16 protein-coding genes are annotated in these 16,425 nt (G+C 58.8%); 14 read left to right on the top strand and 2 right to left on the bottom strand.

The window, feature by feature from the left end:
* Nucleotides 1-5: 5 nt before the first annotated feature.
* The 10 genes from secY to GTP46_RS01300 all read left to right on the top strand — a co-directional run bounded on the left by secY (nucleotide 6) and on the right by GTP46_RS01300 (nucleotide 8,587).
* Nucleotides 6-1,340, top strand: a complete 1,335-nt coding sequence (gene secY / locus GTP46_RS01345) for a preprotein translocase subunit SecY (protein ID WP_161004840.1) — start codon at nucleotides 6-8, stop codon at nucleotides 1,338-1,340.
* Nucleotides 1,341-1,361: 21 nt separating this feature from the next.
* On the top strand, nucleotides 1,362-1,580 hold the full coding sequence (infA, locus tag GTP46_RS01340) for a translation initiation factor IF-1 (RefSeq protein WP_005663428.1): 219 nt from the start codon (nucleotides 1,362-1,364) through the stop codon (nucleotides 1,578-1,580).
* A gap of 34 nt (nucleotides 1,581-1,614) precedes the next feature.
* Nucleotides 1,615-1,728, top strand: coding sequence for a 50S ribosomal protein L36 (rpmJ, locus tag GTP46_RS01335; protein WP_005663407.1), 114 nt, complete (start codon nucleotides 1,615-1,617; stop codon nucleotides 1,726-1,728).
* A 27-nt stretch (nucleotides 1,729-1,755) separates the two neighbouring features.
* Nucleotides 1,756-2,121, top strand: coding sequence for a 30S ribosomal protein S13 (gene rpsM / locus GTP46_RS01330; protein ID WP_008444337.1), 366 nt, complete (start codon nucleotides 1,756-1,758; stop codon nucleotides 2,119-2,121).
* 14 nt (nucleotides 2,122-2,135) lie between these two features.
* Complete coding sequence (gene rpsK, locus GTP46_RS01325; RefSeq protein WP_072786827.1) at nucleotides 2,136-2,540, top strand: 30S ribosomal protein S11; 405 nt, start codon at nucleotides 2,136-2,138, stop codon at nucleotides 2,538-2,540.
* A gap of 191 nt (nucleotides 2,541-2,731) precedes the next feature.
* A complete protein-coding gene (rpsD, locus tag GTP46_RS01320) occupies nucleotides 2,732-3,355 on the top strand; it encodes a 30S ribosomal protein S4 (protein ID WP_161004839.1) in 624 nt (207 codons plus the stop codon).
* A gap of 110 nt (nucleotides 3,356-3,465) precedes the next feature.
* Complete coding sequence (locus tag GTP46_RS01315; protein WP_072786829.1) at nucleotides 3,466-4,443, top strand: DNA-directed RNA polymerase subunit alpha; 978 nt, start codon at nucleotides 3,466-3,468, stop codon at nucleotides 4,441-4,443.
* Nucleotides 4,444-4,620: 177 nt separating this feature from the next.
* Nucleotides 4,621-5,016, top strand: a complete 396-nt coding sequence (gene rplQ / locus GTP46_RS01310) for a 50S ribosomal protein L17 (RefSeq protein ID WP_090192432.1) — start codon at nucleotides 4,621-4,623, stop codon at nucleotides 5,014-5,016.
* A 137-nt stretch (nucleotides 5,017-5,153) separates the two neighbouring features.
* Nucleotides 5,154-7,343 (top strand): TonB-dependent siderophore receptor, encoded by a 2,190-nt coding sequence (locus GTP46_RS01305; RefSeq protein WP_161004838.1) that lies wholly within the window; start codon nucleotides 5,154-5,156, stop codon nucleotides 7,341-7,343.
* A 14-nt stretch (nucleotides 7,344-7,357) separates the two neighbouring features.
* Nucleotides 7,358-8,587 carry a PepSY-associated TM helix domain-containing protein gene (locus GTP46_RS01300; RefSeq protein WP_161004837.1) on the top strand — a complete coding sequence of 410 codons (1,230 nt, stop codon included), beginning with the start codon at nucleotides 7,358-7,360 and terminating at the stop codon, nucleotides 8,585-8,587.
* Between the two features lie 34 nt (nucleotides 8,588-8,621).
* Here GTP46_RS01300 and GTP46_RS01295 read toward each other — a convergent pair whose 3' ends face one another.
* A complete protein-coding gene (locus GTP46_RS01295; protein ID WP_161004836.1) occupies nucleotides 8,622-10,277 on the bottom strand; it encodes a M20/M25/M40 family metallo-hydrolase in 1,656 nt (551 codons plus the stop codon).
* 135 nt (nucleotides 10,278-10,412) lie between these two features.
* Here GTP46_RS01295 and dsbD point away from each other — a divergent pair, with 135 nt between their 5' ends.
* The gene (gene dsbD / locus GTP46_RS01290; protein ID WP_161004835.1) at nucleotides 10,413-12,353 is read left to right on the top strand and encodes a protein-disulfide reductase DsbD; all 1,941 of its coding nucleotides are present in this window, start codon (nucleotides 10,413-10,415) and stop codon (nucleotides 12,351-12,353) included.
* Here dsbD and GTP46_RS01285 read toward each other — a convergent pair whose 3' ends face one another.
* On the bottom strand, nucleotides 12,354-12,890 hold the full coding sequence (locus tag GTP46_RS01285; RefSeq protein ID WP_161004834.1) for a Spy/CpxP family protein refolding chaperone: 537 nt from the start codon (nucleotides 12,888-12,890) through the stop codon (nucleotides 12,354-12,356).
* A 191-nt stretch (nucleotides 12,891-13,081) separates the two neighbouring features.
* On the opposite strand from GTP46_RS01285, the gene GTP46_RS01280 reads away from it, so the two are divergent.
* From GTP46_RS01280 to GTP46_RS01270, 3 genes are all read left to right on the top strand, one after another.
* Nucleotides 13,082-13,810 carry a response regulator gene (locus GTP46_RS01280; RefSeq protein WP_161004833.1) on the top strand — a complete coding sequence of 243 codons (729 nt, stop codon included), beginning with the start codon at nucleotides 13,082-13,084 and terminating at the stop codon, nucleotides 13,808-13,810.
* The gene (locus tag GTP46_RS01275; protein WP_371869516.1) at nucleotides 13,807-15,162 is read left to right on the top strand and encodes an ATP-binding protein; all 1,356 of its coding nucleotides are present in this window, start codon (nucleotides 13,807-13,809) and stop codon (nucleotides 15,160-15,162) included. The genes GTP46_RS01280 and GTP46_RS01275 overlap by 4 nt, the downstream gene beginning before the upstream one ends.
* Nucleotides 15,163-15,287: 125 nt before the next feature.
* The gene (locus GTP46_RS01270) at nucleotides 15,288-16,424 is read left to right on the top strand and encodes an efflux RND transporter periplasmic adaptor subunit (protein ID WP_161004832.1); all 1,137 of its coding nucleotides are present in this window, start codon (nucleotides 15,288-15,290) and stop codon (nucleotides 16,422-16,424) included.
* Nucleotide 16,425 lies beyond the last annotated feature (1 nt).

Genomic DNA, 16,425 nt, shown 5'->3' with positions numbered 1-16,425 from the left:
GAAAATTGGCGACTAATCCACAATTGGCTAAAAGTGCAGCAGCTGGTTTCCCTTGGGGCCGGCTCTGGTTCCTGCTTGGCGCATTGGTGGTTTATCGTATCGGCGCTCACATCCCGGTTCCCGGGATCGATCCGGTACAATTAGCCGCGCTGTTCAAGTCGCAAGAGGGTGGCATCCTGGGCATGTTAAACATGTTCAGTGGTGGCGCTCTCGCGCGCTTTACGGTGTTTGCGCTGGGTATCACGCCGTATATCTCGGCCTCGATCATCATGCAGTTGGTGTCGATCGTGTCGCCGCAGATGGAAGCGTTGAAGAAGGAAGGCGAAGCAGGCCGACGCAAGATCACTCAGTACACCCGTTACTTTACGGTGGTACTGGCAGGGTTCCAGGCGCTCGGTATTGCAGTTGCTTTGGAGTCGCAAGCTGGTCTGGTGCTGGATCCAGGCTATGCATTCCGTTTCGTGACGGTCGTTACGCTGTTGACCGGCACCATGTTCGTGATGTGGTTGGGCGAGCAAATTACCGAGCGCGGTCTCGGTAATGGTATCTCGATCATCATCTTCGCAGGTATCGCGGCCGGTCTGCCGGGCGCACTGGGTGGCCTCGGCCAGTCGGTGAGCAACGGTTCGATTGGCGCGCTGTCGGCGATCATCATCATGATCCTGGTGGTGGCGGTGACGTTCCTCGTAGTCTTTGTGGAACGTGGCCAACGCAAAATTCTGGTCAACTACGCGAAACGCCAGGTGGGTAACAAGATTTACGGTGGTCAAACGTCACACCTGCCATTGAAGTTGAATATGGCCGGCGTGATTCCACCGATCTTCGCTTCGTCGATTATCTTGTTCCCGGCTACGATCGTGGGCTGGTTTACTACCGGCGCCGATACGGCTAACCCGGCGGTCCGGTTCCTGAAAGATTTGGCAGCATCGATGGGGCCAGGCGAGCCCATCCACGCACTGTTGTATGCCGTTGCGATCGTGTTTTTCTGTTTCTTCTATACAGCGCTGGTCTTCAACAGCAAGGAAACAGCGGATAACTTGAAGAAAAGCGGGGCCTTTGTGCCAGGGATTCGTCCCGGTGAGCAGACTGCCCGCTACATCGACAAGATCCTGACGCGATTGACACTGGCTGGCGCCATCTACATCACTTTGGTGTGTTTGTTGCCGGAATTCATGCAAGCCGAGTGGAAAGTACCTTTCTATTTTGGCGGTACTTCGTTGTTGATTATTGTGGTTGTTACCATGGATTTCATGGCGCAAGTACAAAACTACGTGATGTCGCAGCAATATGAATCGCTGCTGCGCAAAGCAAACTTCAAAGGCGGAATTCCGACGCGATAAGCGCGGTTTCAAACATACCGAATGGCAAAAGACGACGTCATACAGATGCAGGGTGAGATCTTAGAAAATCTCCCTAATGCAACATTTCGAGTAAAGCTGGAAAACGGTCACGTGGTGCTGGGGCATATTTCAGGTAAAATGCGGATGAACTATATCCGCATCCTGCCTGGCGATAAGGTGACGGTCGAACTGACACCTTACGACCTGTCCCGCGCCCGCATTGTGTTCCGGACCAAGTAAATTTAGATAATCGAACCTTAGAAGAGAGTTCAACATGAAAGTTAACGCCTCAGTCAAGCGGATCTGCCGCAACTGCAAGATCATCAAGCGCAAGGGCGTTGTTCGCGTAATCTGCGTCGAACCACGTCACAAGCAGCGTCAAGGTTAATAACCGTTATTTATCGAGGAATAACGAATGGCACGTATTGCAGGGGTTAATATCCCAAATCATCAGCACACCGTTATCGGCTTGACCGCCATCTACGGTGTTGGCCGTCCACGCGCGAAATTCATCTGCGCGGCGACTGGTATTGCGACCAATAAAAAGGTCAAAGACCTGGACGACAGCGAACTGGAAAAGCTGCGCGATGAAGTAGCTAAATTCATCGTCGAAGGCGATCTGCGTCGCGAACTGTCCATGAACATCAAGCGTTTGATGGACTTGGGTTGCTACCGCGGTATGCGTCACCGTAAGGGCCTGCCGGTCCGCGGTCAACGCACCCGCACCAATGCACGTACCCGTAAGGGCCCGCGCAAAGCCGCTCAATCGCTCAAGAAATAATCTAGGGAAATCACATGGCTAAGCAACAAAGCAGCGCAGCAGCAGCTCGCGTACGCAAGAAGGTCAAGAAGAACGTTGCAGAAGGTATCGCACACGTTCACGCTTCCTTCAACAACACCATCATCACCATCACCGACCGTCAGGGCAATGCGCTGTCGTGGGCGACCTCCGGTGGTGCTGGCTTCAAGGGTTCGCGTAAATCGACCCCGTTCGCAGCGCAGGTTGCTGCTGAAGCCGCTGGTAAAGTCGCGATCGAATGCGGCGTGAAGAACCTGGAAGTGCGTATCAAGGGCCCAGGCCCAGGCCGTGAATCGGCTGTGCGTGCACTGAACAACCTGGGCATCAAGATCACCGAGATCCAGGACGTGACGCCAGTTCCACACAACGGCTGCCGCCCTCCAAAGCGTCGTCGTATCTAATGGCCGGGCCGGCCTAGCCGGTTCTGCTGTTACACAATAAAGCTGGTGCAGGAAGCTGGTGACAGCTATACTGCCCGGCTATTGTCGTCTGTTGGCTTGCCAGCAGACTTTAGCCACGTCTGGCTCTTGCAGACCAGACTAGCGTTCAGCCCGCGTGGGTTGGAACGTCATCATTTTAAAAAGGAAGTACCGTGGCACGTTATATCGGACCTAAAGCAAAACTGTCCCGCCGTGAAGGCACTGATCTGTTCCTGAAAAGCGCCCGTCGCTCGCTGGACAGCAAATGCAAACTGGACGTCAAACCAGGTCAGCACGGCGTTAAGTCGGGCGCTCGTACCTCGGACTATGGCAACCAGCTGCGCGAAAAGCAAAAAGTTAAACGTATGTACGGCGTGCTGGAACGTCAGTTCCGTCGCTACTTCGCAGAAGCCGACCGCCGCAAAGGCAACACCGGCGAAACCCTGCTGAAGCTGCTGGAAGCCCGTCTGGACAACGTCGCCTACCGTATGGGCTTCGGCTCGACCCGCGCTGAAGCACGTCAGCTGGTATCGCACAAAGCCTTCACCGTGAACGGCAATGTGGTGAACATCGCTTCGTACTCGGTCAAAATCGGCGACGTGATCGCTGTGCGCGAAAAAGCCAAGAAACAAGTGCGTATCGTTGAAGCACTGTCGCTGGCTGAACAAGTTGGCATGCCAGCTTGGGTTTCGGTTGACGCTAAGAAAATGGAAGGTACTTTCAAGTCCCTGCCAGAGCGTAACGAAATCGCTGCAGACGTCAACGAATCGCTGATCGTCGAACTGTACTCGCGTTAATCTGTAGTCTAAGTAGTATCAAATCCCGCCCGCTCACTTGAGCGGGCGTTTTCACTAATGCCATCAGCCTTATCGGCCTAACGCGCCGAGGGTATTGAAAAGGACATTTCATGCAAAACAGTTTGTTGAAACCACGTATTATCGATGTAGAAGCGCTGGGCGCCGGTCACGCTAAAGTTGTGATGGAACCATTTGAACGCGGCTACGGCCACACCCTGGGCAACGCGCTGCGCCGCGTACTGCTGTCCTCGATGATCGGCTACGCGCCGACCGAAGTGACCATCGCCGGTGTGGTGCACGAGTACTCGTCGCTGGACGGCGTGCAAGAAGACGTGGTTGACCTGCTGCTGAACCTGAAGGGCGTTGTGTTCAAAGTACACAACCGTGACTCCGTCACCCTGACCCTGAAAAAAGAAGGCGAAGGCGCGGTGCTGGCTTCGGACATCGATCTGCCACACGATGTGGAACTGATCAACCCGGACCACGTGATCGCTCACCTGACCGCCGGCGGTAAACTGGACATGCAGATCAAGGTCGAAAAAGGCCGTGGCTATGTGCCAGGTAACGTGCGTCGCCTGTCGGAAGACACCAACAAAACCATCGGCCGCATCATTCTGGACGCGTCGTTCTCGCCAGTGCGCCGTGTGTCGTACTTCGTTGAGTCCGCTCGTGTAGAACAGCGTACCGACCTGGACAAGCTGATCATCAACATCGAAACCAACGGTGTGATCTCGCCAGAAGAAGCGATCCGTCAATCGGCGCGCGTGCTGGTGGATCAACTGAACGTGTTCGCTGCCCTGGAAGGCACCGAAGCAGCTGCTGAAGCTCCTTCGCGCGCACCACTGGTCGATCCTATCCTGCTGCGTCCAGTGGACGACCTGGAACTGACCGTGCGTTCGGCCAACTGCCTGAAAGCAGAAAACATCTACTACATCGGCGACCTGATCCAGCGTTCGGAAAACGAACTGCTGAAAACGCCGAATCTGGGCCGCAAGTCCCTGAACGAGATCAAAGAAGTCCTGGCTTCCCGTGGTCTGACCCTGGGCATGAAGCTGGAAAACTGGCCGCCTGCTGGTCTGGAAAAATAACAAATTGGGGGCCAGAGCTGGACATCGCGCAGCGATGTTCTGCCCTGGCGCCAACTGATTTGCATTTTGTAGCACCGCCCGCTACATGTCGTAGCGGGCGTATTTCACTAAAAACCGGTCCGCGCTCAGTTGAGCGATCGAAGAACTCGGATTTAAACATCATCGAAAGGAAGTACCATGCGTCACCGTCACGGCCTCCGTAAACTGAACCGTACCTCGTCCCACCGTCTGGCTATGCTGCGCAACATGACCGTATCGCTGCTGCGTCACGAAGCCATCAAAACCACGCTGCCAAAAGCTAAAGAGCTGCGCCGCGTTGTTGAGCCGATCCTGACCCTGGGCAAGACCGACACCCTGGCTAACAAGCGTCTGGCATTCGCCCGTCTGCGCGACCGCGAAATCGTAGGCAAACTGTTCTCGGAACTGGGCCCACGCTTTGCAAACCGCAACGGCGGCTACCTGCGTATCCTGAAAATGGGTTTCCGCGTTGGCGACAACGCTCCAATGGCTTACGTTGAGCTGCTGGACCGTCCAGAAGTCACCGCTATCGAAGACGCACCAACCGCTGAGTAATCAGCCGGTAGTCTCGTAGTACTGAAAAGCCAGGCTAAGCCTGGCTTTTTTTTCGCCCATTTCCCAGCGCGTGATTGACAATTTTGAATGAGAATCGTTATCATTCGTGTTTGTATAAAAATCACACCGGGGAAAAGATGGGCAAGCAATTGAAGATGAAGCGTTTGGCAGCACTGGTCAGTCTGGCTCTGCCATTGCTGGTGCAGGCGCGCGGCGGTGACGACCGGGCCATGACGGTACTGCCGTCGGTGCAAGTGTCGGCGCAAAAGCTGGGTGAAACCTCCTACACCGTCGACAAGGCCCGCACCGCCACGCCGTTGGACATGTCGCTGCGCGATACGCCGCAATCGGTGTCGGTGGTGACGCAGCAGCGCATTGAAGACCAAGGCCTGACCACCATCACTGACGTGGTCAACAACGTCATCGGTATTTCCGTCAACCAGTACGAAACCAATCGCGCCGGCTTCACTGCGCGCGGTTTCGACATCACCAACCTGATCGTCGACGGCATCCCGGCCACTTGGGATCAAGCCTGGAGCTCGGGCGAAGTGGCCAGCTCGCTGGCCATATATGAGCGCGTGGAAGTGGTGCGTGGCGCCACCGGCCTGACCACCGGCGCCGGCAACCCGTCGGCTGCCATCAATCTGGTGCACAAGCGTGCTACCAGCAAGCAGCTGGCCGGCTCGGCCGAAATCGGTATCGGTACGTGGAATGAGCGCCGCGCCCAGGTCGACGTCTCGACCCCGCTGAAGAGCGAAGGCACGGTACGCGGCCGCGTGGTGGCCGAGTACAGCAAGCGCGATAGCTGGATCGATCTGGGCCAGTCCAAGAGCCAGACCATTTTCGCCACCGTCGAGGCCGACCTGACGCCGAAAACCCTGCTGGTAGCCGGCTTCAGCCGCCAGGAAACCGATCCGAAGGCGCCGATCTGGGGCGGCCTCCCATTCTGGTACACCGATGGCAGCAAGACCAACTGGGATCCGTCCAAGACCGCCTCGGCCAGCTGGGCCGACTGGAAAAGCTCGTTCAACCAAGGCTATCTGAACCTGGAGCACACCTTTGACAACGGCTGGAAAGCGCGCGCCTACGCCACCCGCAGCGATCGCAAGGCGGATTCCCACCTGCTGTACCTGTCGGGCGTGCCGGACCGCGTGACTGGCCTCGGCATGTTCTCGTTTGCCGGTTCCTACATCACCCATACTAAGCAGGACGACATCAATCTGCAGCTGAGCGGCCCGTTCCAGCTGCTGGGCCGCAAGCACGAGGCGGCGATTGGTTACATGAACTCCCGGAAAGAGTTCCGCTCGGACAGCAGCGCGGCCGATTTTGGCACCGCCAGCTCGGACGTCGGCAACTTCAATAACTGGAACGGCGCGGCCTTCCCGGCGCCTACATGGGGCGCGGCGACCCTCTACGAAGAAAGCGTCACCAAGCAGGAAGCCTTGTACGGCATGACCCGCTTCTCCATCTCTGATCCGCTAAAAGTGATTGTCGGCGCCCGCGTGACCAACTTCGAGCAGAGCGGCCACGGCCAATGGGCTCCGGCCTATGTTATCAAAAACAACAGCGAAATCACGCCATATGCCGGCATCGTCTATGATCTGAGCGAAAACTACTCGGCCTATGCCAGCTACACCAGCATCTTCCTGCCGCAGAACTTGAAAGATTTCAGCGGCAAGATCCTGGATCCGATCAAAGGCAAGGCCAAGGAAGCCGGTATCAAAGGCGAATTCCTCGACGGCCGTGTCAACGCCGCGCTGGCTGTATTCGATATCAAGCAGGAAAACCTCGGCCAAGCCGGCGGTCTGGTTGATCGCGATGGTGCCGGCCCGCTGCTGCCGGAAGCCTACTACGTTGGCACCAAGGGTTCGACCAGCCGTGGCTTCGAGTTCGAACTGAACGGTGAACTGACGCGCGGCTGGAATGCCACCGCTGGCTACAGCCGCTTCCGCGCCAAGGATGCCACCGGCGCCGACTTCAACAGCGTCTATCCACGCGCACTGTTCCGTGTGTTCACCACCTACCAGCTGCCGGGCGAACTGAGCAAGCTGACCGTGGGTGGCGGCGTCAACTGGGAAAGCCGTACCTGGACCTTGGATCCGGGCGCGCCGGCGGCGGCCGTCAAAGCCAACGGCGGTGTGATCGAGCAGGAGGCGTTCGCAATGGTGAACCTGATGGCGCGTTACGACATCAGCGACAAGCTGTCGGCGCAGTTGAACATCAACAACGCCACCGACAAGACGCACTTCGGCATGTTTGCCGCGTACGGCGCGATTACCTACGCCGCACCGCGTAGCACCTCGCTGACGCTGAAGTATAAATTCTGACGAGAGAGTAGAAAATGCGCGCCTTCTGGACGTTGGTACACCGCTACCTTGGCTTGCTGACCGCCGGTTTCCTGTTTATCAGCGGCGTGACCGGCGCCATCATTTCGTGGGATCACGAGCTCGACGACGTGCTCAATCCGCATCTGATGGAGGCTCAGACACCGGGCACGCCGCAGCCGGCGTTGGCCTTGGCCCAGCAGCTGGAGGCGCGCTATCCGCAGATTTCGGTGACTTTCATGCCGCTGCAGCCGGAGGCGGGCGAGTCGGTTGCCTTCGGCGTTTCACCGCGCGTGAACCCGGCCACGCAGAAATTATATGAGCCGGGATTTAACCAGGTCTTTGTGGATCCGGTCAGCGGTGAGGAGTTGGGTAAGCGTGAATGGGGCGCGGTGTGGCCGATTACCAAGGAGACCTTTGTTTCCTTCCTTTATCGCCTGCATTACACCCTGCATATTCCCGAGATGTGGGGAATCGATCGCTGGGGAATATGGCTGATGGGCGGGATTGCGATTATCTGGGTAATCGATAGCTTTGTCGGCTTTTATCTTACGCTGCCATTGCGTCGCCAAGGCGCGTCAAAACCATGGATGCAACGCTGGAAGCCGGCTTGGAAAGTCCGCTGGAGCGGCGGCAGTAATAAACTGAATTTCGATTTGCACCGGGCATTCAGCTTATGGACGTGGGTATTATTATTTATTCTGGCCTTTACCGCTTTTTCACTGAATTTATACAGCGAGGTGTTTTACCCGGTAATGAGCAAGATTTCCAAGGTCACGCCGACGCCATTTGATACGCGACCAATCGCCGATATTCATAAACCATTTGCGCCTAGCGTAGCTTATGCACAGGTTATTGAAACGGCCAGCCAGGAAGCCGCGCGCCGGAAATGGTCTGAACCGGTAGGCAGTGTATTTTATACCAATGCCTTTGATGTGTATGGCGTGAGTTTCTACAAGCCGGGTGACGATCATGGCGCGGGCGGCGTCGGTCCGGCGTATTTATATTACGACGGCGCTGGGAAACTATTAGGCGAACGTTTGCCGTGGAAAGGCACAGCGGCAGATATCTTCGTGCAGGCGCAATTCCCGCTGCATTCCGGCCGCATCCTCGGGCTGCCCGGCCGTATCCTGATTTCTTTCATGGGCGTGGTGGTGGCGATGCTGAGCGTGACCGGCGTGATTATCTGGTGGCGCAAGCGGGCGTCCCGCGTGCTTAATGCGGAACGCCGTGCTGTAGCATGCTAAAAATTGGCATGTACTAGCTATTTTTGAGTCTGACTTACTTCAAACGGCGGTCGCCGGCGGCCTTGAATTCGGAGCCGGCATTCCAGGTTGGGGTGACACCTTGGGCAATATCCAGCCCCACCTGGAACAGCAGCTGAATATCCTGCACGCCGCCGCTGAAATCCCAATCGCTACGGAAACCATCGGTAGGTTGGTGATAATCGTGGGTGAAATAATTATCCACGACTTCACGCGCGTAATTCTCCGGCTTATCGAGATAGCGGCTACGGGCCTTGGTATATAAAACCGGCACACCGGCGCGGGCAAATTCCAACTGGTCGGCGCGATAGAAACTGCCCAGCTCCGAACGGGTATCTTTTTCCATTAATCGTCCCTGCGACTTGGCATATTTCTCCAGCAAACCATCGATGCTGGAATGGCCGGAGGTCACGTTTTCAATTTGCGCAGTTTTTCCCCAGGCGTTGATGCCGTCAATATTAATATTGGCGACGGTTTGCTTGAGCGGGTAGAGCGGATGCGCAGCATAATATTTTGCGCCAAGTAGACCTTTTTCTTCCGCCGTGGTGGCAATAAGCAGAATTGTGCGTTTTGGTGCTTTCGGTAAAGCTTTATAAGCTTTGGCCAGTTCCATTAATGCCGCTACGCCAGAGGCATTATCCAGTGCGCCGTGATAGATCTTTTTACTGCCCGGATCGACGCCCAAATGATCCCAGTGTGCGCTGTAAATCACATATTCATTTTTCAGTGTGGGGTCACTGCCTTCGATTTTAGCCACCACGTTTTTCGAATCCACATTGCGGGCGATATTTTCGACCTTAAAATCAGCCGTGCCTTTCAGGCTGACTGGGTGGAAATCTTTGGTCAGCGCCTGTTTTTTCAGCGTGTCGAAATCGTAGCCGGCGGCGCTCATCATGGCCTTGGCTTTGTCCAGCTGGATCCAGCCCGGCACGGTTGGCGCGTCCGGATCGTCGCCGCTGTGCAGCAGGTCGAAGTGCTCGGCCACGCCGCCGCTGCGCACCACGTCCCACGGATAGGCGGCCGGCTTTGTTTCATGAATGATAATGGCTGCTGCCGCGCCCAGCTTGGCGGCGATTTCGTATTTGTAGGTCCAGCGGCCGTAATACGTCATTGCTTTGCCCTTGAACATGGCTGGATCCAGCTCGGCCGGATTATTCGGATCAGGAATCGCCGGATCGTTGATCAGCATCAGGATGGTTTTACCGCGCACGTCCACGCCCTTGTAATCGTCCCAGCCGTATTCCGGCGCCTGCACGCCGTAGCCGACAAACACGATTTCAGAGTTATTAACGTTGACCGTAGCCGGCTGGCTGGTCGAGTGGGCCACGTAATCGTCCGGGAAATTCAGCGCCACTTTTTGGCCGTTGATGGTGTAGCTGAAGCTCGGCGCTGGTTTCTGGCCACGCATCGGCACGGCTTGCACCCACGAGCCGTCCGGATTGCCCGGTTTCAGGCCCAGTTTCTTGAATTCCTGCTCGATGTAGGCCACCGACTTGGTCTCGCCAGCGGTGCCGGGCGCGCGGCCTTCAAATTCATCGGACGCCAGCGTTTTGATGTGTTCCAGCAGATCCTTGGCCGAGATGGCGTTCAGGGCCTTGGTCGGCGCTTGCGCCAGCGCGGGCAGGGCGCCCAGCGCGAGGGCGGAAAACAGCAGGGGACGGAATGAGGACATGGGACTTGCTCCGGTGGTGTGAAAGGGCCGAGTTTCGCATAAAACAAAGTTTTAAGGCCGCGCTCAGGCGGGAAAAACGCGCTCGGTGTACTATGCTGTTGCTCCAATGACCAGTCCCCCTGAGAGAAGATTTTCATGTCCCGATTTGTCCGTTTTATTGCGCCGCTGCTGGCGCTGATCGCGCTCTTGCTGCAGCCCGCCCACGCGGAAGATTTCCTCGATCCGTCCGAGGCCTTCAAGTTTTCGGCGCGCATGGTGGAAGGGCATACCGTCGCGGTGACGTTCCAGATTGCGGACGGCTACTACATGTACCGCGAGCGCTTCAAGTTCAGCGCGCAGGGCGCCAAGCTGGGCGCGCCGCAGATCCCGCCGGGCAAGGTGCATTACGACGAGACCTTCGCCAAGGATGTGGAGACTTATCGCAAAGGCCTGACCATCACGATCCCGGTGGACGTGAATGGGCCGTTCACGCTACAGGCGAGCGGCCAGGGCTGCTCGGAGAAGGGCCTGTGCTACGCGCCGCAGGATTACAAGGCGTCGCTGACCGGTAGCGGTTCGGTGCCGCTGCCAGCTGCGCCGGCCGCAGCTCCGGCCGCTGTCACGTCCGCCGCCGCCGCACCAGCCCCTGCTGCGCCGTCGGCCATCGCGGCAGCAGCCAGCGCCGCTAGTCAAGGCGCCGTCAACCAAGGCGTCGATGGCGGCAAGGCAGCCGCGCTGACGCCTGGCGTCAAAATTTACACCGTCCCGAATCCAACCGCCACCGACATTCCGCAGCCGGCGCCAGTGGTGGCCGCCGCGCCATCCCAGCAGAGCGAAGCCAGCCTCGGCACCGCCGCGCTGAAAGGCGGCCATTTGCTGGTGATCCTGTCCACCTTCTTCTTGCTGGGCCTGGCGCTATCCTTCACGCCTTGCGTGCTGCCGATGGTGCCGATCCTGTCTTCCATCATCGTTGGCGAAGGCGCGCAGTCCAACCGTGCGCGCGGTTTGCTGCTGTCGGTCACCTACTCACAGGGCATGGCCATCATCTATACCGCGCTCGGTGTGGCCGCCGGCGTGCTGGGCGAAGGCCTGGCAGCGGAATTGCAAAATCCATGGGTGCTTGGCACGTTTGCCGTGTTGATGGCCCTGCTGTCGTTGTCGATGTTTGGCTTCTACGAGTTGCAAGTGCCAGCAGCGCTGCAATCGAAGTTAAGCACGGTCTCCAACCAGCAATCGGCCGGCAAGCTGGCTGGCGTATTTGTCATGGGGATGATTTCGGCCTTGATCGTCGGCCCTTGCGTTGGCCCGGCGCTGGCGGCGGTGCTGGTGTACATCGGTCAGGCGCATGATCCGGTCATGGGCGGTTGGGCGTTGTACTCGATGGCGCTCGGCATGAGCGTGCCGCTGATCCTGGTGGGCGTCTCGGCCGGCACGCTGCTGCCGAAAGCCGGTATGTGGATGGATGCCGTGAAGCGCTTCTTCGGCGTGTTGATGCTGGCCGTCGGCTGGTGGCTGGTGTCGCCGGTGCTGCCGGGCGCGGTGCAGATGATGGGCTGGGCCGCGCTGCTGGTCGGCTACGGCATGTATTTGCTGATGAATTCCGGCCAGTGGGTGGCCAAATCGGTGGGCGTGATCGTCGCCGTGCTGGGCGTGGCGCAACTGGTCGGCGTGGTCAGCGGTGGCCGCGATCCGCTGGCGCCGCTCGCGCATCTGGCTGGCGGCAAAGCGCCGCATGAAGCATCGCTCACCTTCCAGCGCATCAAGACCGTGCAGCAGCTGGACGCGGTACTGGCGCAAACCGGCGGCAAGACCGCCATGCTGGACTTCTACGCCGACTGGTGCGTGTCTTGTAAAGAAATGGAAAAGCTGACCTTCATCGATCCGCAAGTGCGCGCCAAACTGGCCAACAGCGTGCTGCTGCAAGTCGACGTCACCGCCAACGATGCCGACGACAAAGCCATGCTGAAACGCTTCGGCCTGTTCGGCCCGCCCGGCATCATCCTGTTCGACAAGCAGGGCAAAGAGATTGCCAACGCCCGCGTGATCGGCTTCCAGGATGCGGCGAAATTCACCGCATCCCTGTCCGCGCTGAACTAATTAGCCCTCACGGCGCGGGCCGCCCCAGCCTTCGTGCTGGTCGCCGTGGCCCCAGCCGCCGTGCTGGCCGTGGTGGCCGCGACGGCCACCAAAACCACCGCGCTCGCCGCCGAAGCTGTGCTCATCGAACAGCGTCTGCTGAGCTGGATTCAGCTGGGCGTAGAACGCCGTCACCGCCTTCAGGTGGGTTTCCAGTGATGCTTCGCGTTTCTTGGTCATATCCAGCGCCAGGGTCAGGCGCTCCGGCGAACTCAGCTTGTTGAATGGCTTGTGCTCTGGGCGCTTGCCGTCCATGGCGGCCGGCTTGATCGCGGCCTGGTAGTTGGCCCATGCCGATTCCTGCTGCGTGGTCAGCTTCAGCAAGTCATGCAGGCGCGCCTGACGCTTGGCGTACATATCGGCCATCTTGGCCTGCATCTGTTCCTTGCTCGGACGCGCGTCGTGCTGCTTGGCTGCTGGCTTGCTTTCCTGTGCGTGGGCTGCTGCCATGCCCAGTACCGTGAAGCCGATCAGGATGCTTTTGCGTAAGGTGTTCATAGTCGTTCCTTCATCGTTGAGAGTTTAGTCATCGCAGCGTTCTGCGCTTGGAACCATATTGGCGGTGCAAGGTTGCGCTTACGTTTCTCTCGCCGATGTTTTTGTATCCAGATGTTTCGCCGGTGATAAGCCCCTACGGCCATATACAAGACGATACAATAGGTTCATGGTCTTGCATGGATAATGGGCGCATGGAACCGACATCTACAATTTTGATCGTTGACGACGATCGCGATATCCGCACTTTGCTGGCTGATTACCTCGAATCGAATGGCTACCGTGCCCTGTGCGCCGCCGATGGCGCTGGCATGTGGAAAATGCTGGACGAAGGCCGCCCGGAGCTGGTGGTCCTCGACCTCAACCTGCCCGGCGACGACGGCCTGACTCTATGCCGCAAGCTGCGCGCCCATTCGACTCTGCCGGTAATCATGCTGACCGCCCGCAACGAGCCGCTGGACCGCATCCTCGGCCTCGAAATGGGCGCCGACGACTACTTGCCGAAACCGTTCGAGCCGCGCGAGTTGCTGGCCCGCATCCGCAGCGTCCTGCGCCGCAGCAATGCGATGCCGGCCGGCGTTGGTGCGGACAAGGCGCAGCAAATGAAATTCTCCGGCTGGACGCTGGACCTGACCGCGCGCCACCTGCTCAATCCGGACGGCATCGTGATCATGCTGTCGGGCGCGGAATTCCGCCTGCTCAAAGTCTTCCTCGAACATCCGAACCGCGTGCTCAACCGCGACCAGCTGCTCAACCTGACCCAGGGCCGCGACGCCGATCCGTTCGACCGTTCGATCGACATCCAGATCAGCCGCCTGCGCCAGAAGCTGGGCGAAGACGCGCGCATGCCGCAAATCATCAAGACCGTGCGTAACGGCGGCTACGTGCTGGCCGGCCAAGTGACCGTGGAGCCGCAAGCGTGAGAGCTTTCCTCGGTTCGATGACGGGACGTGTGTTCCTGGTCCTGCTGTTTGGTATCGTTGCTTCGGCGGCGCTGACCCAGTGGCTGGCCGTGAACGAACGCACGCGCGCACTGGAACGCTACCGCGACTTCCACGCGCTTGAGCGAGCCGAGCAGTTAATCACCACCGCTGACGTCATGCCGGAAAGCGCGCGCCCGACCTTCCTGGTCGCCGCCAGCCGCGGCACCGTGCGCCTCGAAATGAGCGACATGCCGCAAGCCCAAGCCTTGCCGCCAACCGAGTTCTCCACCTCGCTGCAGCAGCGCCTCGGCGAACGCTACAAGCTGGGCCCGCTGGCCGAACACCCGGCCGCCTGCGACCAGCCACGTCAGAGCACCACCATGTTTGCCTCTACCCAGTGGCGCGGCACCTGCGAAACCATGAACGTGATGCTGCATGACGGCCAGATGCTCAAGCTGTCGGTGCTGCCACCGCGCCAGCCGCCGGCCGCCACCCACAGCGAACTGCTGTCGCTGCTGCCGTTCCTGCTCAGCATTGCCTTCCTCGCCTACCTGGTGACGCGCATGACGATTAATCCGCTGAAGCGTTTGGCGCAAGCGGCCAAGGACCTCGGCAATGACATCAACCACCCACCGGTAGCCCTGAGCGGTGCCTCGGAAATTCGCCAGGCCAGCGCCGCCTTCAACGCCATGCAGGCGCGCATCCGCCAGCACATCACCCAGCGCACGCAAATGCTGGCGGCCATCACCCACGATTTGCAAACGCCGCTCACGCGCCTGCGCCTGCGGCTGGAAAAAGTCGGCGATCCGGAATTGCAGCAGCGCCTGATCGACGACCTGTCAGCCATGCAGCAAATGGTCAAGGAAGGCCTGGATCTGGCGCGCAGTATGGATTCCACCGAAACCATGCAGGCACTGGACCTGGACGCGCTGCTCGACAGCGTCTGCAGCGACGCCACCGACGTCGGCCAGCAAGTCGAACTGCGCGGCCGCGCGGCCATGGCGCTGATGGGCCGGCCGATGGCGATCCGCCGCTGCCTGGTCAACCTGATCGACAACGCCGTCAAATACGGCCACTACGCCAACGTCACGGTCGAGCGCATGGCCGGCGCGGCGCGCATCCGCATCCGCGACGGCGGTCCCGGCATTGCCGCCGATCAGATGGCGCGCGTGTTCGAACCGTTTTACCGCATCGAGACCTCGCGTTCGCGCGAGTCCGGCGGCACTGGCCTGGGGCTGACCATCGCCCGCAACATCGCCGAGCAGCATGGCGCCAACGTCACCCTGTCCAATCACAAGGACGGCGGTCTGGAAGTGACCTTGGTCGTGCCCGAGTACTACACCGGCAATTAACCAACATTCAGGTAGAAAAAAGCGTCCGGCGGTAATACTGCTGCAGTTTTTCTCATAGATACTATGCGACAATATTTCGCCTTATCAAGGTGGCGATATTTTTCGACATTAAAAATATTATTAAAATGAAAAAATCTTCCTTAGCATTTGTGGTTGGCGCCATCGTTGTCCTGGGTGGAGGCGTCTGGACCATGACGCACCATAGCGAGCCTGCTGCTGGTAACAAACCCCTGACCGGCGGCCAGCAAGGCCCGACCACCGTACGCACCGTCGCACCGGTGCGTCAGGACGTGCCGGTGGTCCTGCAAGCCAACGGCACCGTAACCCCGATCAGCACCGTGGACCTGCACCCGCAAACCACCAGCACCATCTCCAAGGTGCACATCAAGGAAGGGCAGTTCGTCAAATCCGGCGAGCTGATGTTCACGCTGGACGATCGCACCGAACGTGCCAACGTGGACAAGGCGCAGGCCCAGGTCGAGCGCGACCGTGCTTCGCTGGCCGACTACGAGCGCCAGTACAAGCGTTCGATGGAACTGCTGGAGAAAAAATTCATCGCCCAGGGCGCGGTTGATACCCTGAAAAGCCAGGTCGATTCCGCCCGCGCGCTGCTGAATGCCGATATCGCCGCCGCCCGTTCTGCCGGCGTGGACGCCAGCTACACCGCCATCCGCGCGCCAATGAATGGCCGCGTCGGCGCCATCAACGTCTATCCGGGCAGCCTGGTGCAAATGACCACCTCGCTGACCACCGTCACCCAGCTCGATCCGATCACCGTGTCCTTCACCCTGCCGGAAACCTCGCTGTCCGGCCTGATGGCGGCGCAGCAGCAGGGCGCAGTGCCGGTGACGGTCTCGCTGGAAAACCCGTCCAAAGAAATCAACGGCAAGCTCAGCTTCATCGATAACACGGTCGACCCGATTGCCGGCGTGATCCGCGTAAAAGCCCAGTTCGACAACAAGGACACCACCCTGTGGCCAGGCCAGTACGTCAATACCAAACTGGTTTCCCACGTGATAAAAGATGCGACGGTGATCCCGCAAAACGCTATCATTAGCAACACTCGCGGCACCTTTGTGTACGCCGTGGACAAAGACCAATCCGCCCAGGTGGTCAACATCAAGCGCTTGTACGCGTTTGGCGAAAGCGCTGCTGTATCCGGGCTGAATGGAGATGAGCAAGTCATCGTCGACGGCAAGCAGAACCTGCGGCCGGGCGGCAAGGTACGTATCGCCTCCGATAGTCCCAAGCAGAAAGGCTAAG

It is taken from the genome of Duganella flavida, from assembly GCF_009857445.1.
Classification (GTDB): Bacteria; Pseudomonadota; Gammaproteobacteria; order Burkholderiales; family Burkholderiaceae_D; genus Rugamonas; species Rugamonas flavida.
The sequence above is the reverse complement of the archived record's forward strand: the minus strand, read 5'-3'. Positions and strand labels throughout refer to the sequence as shown.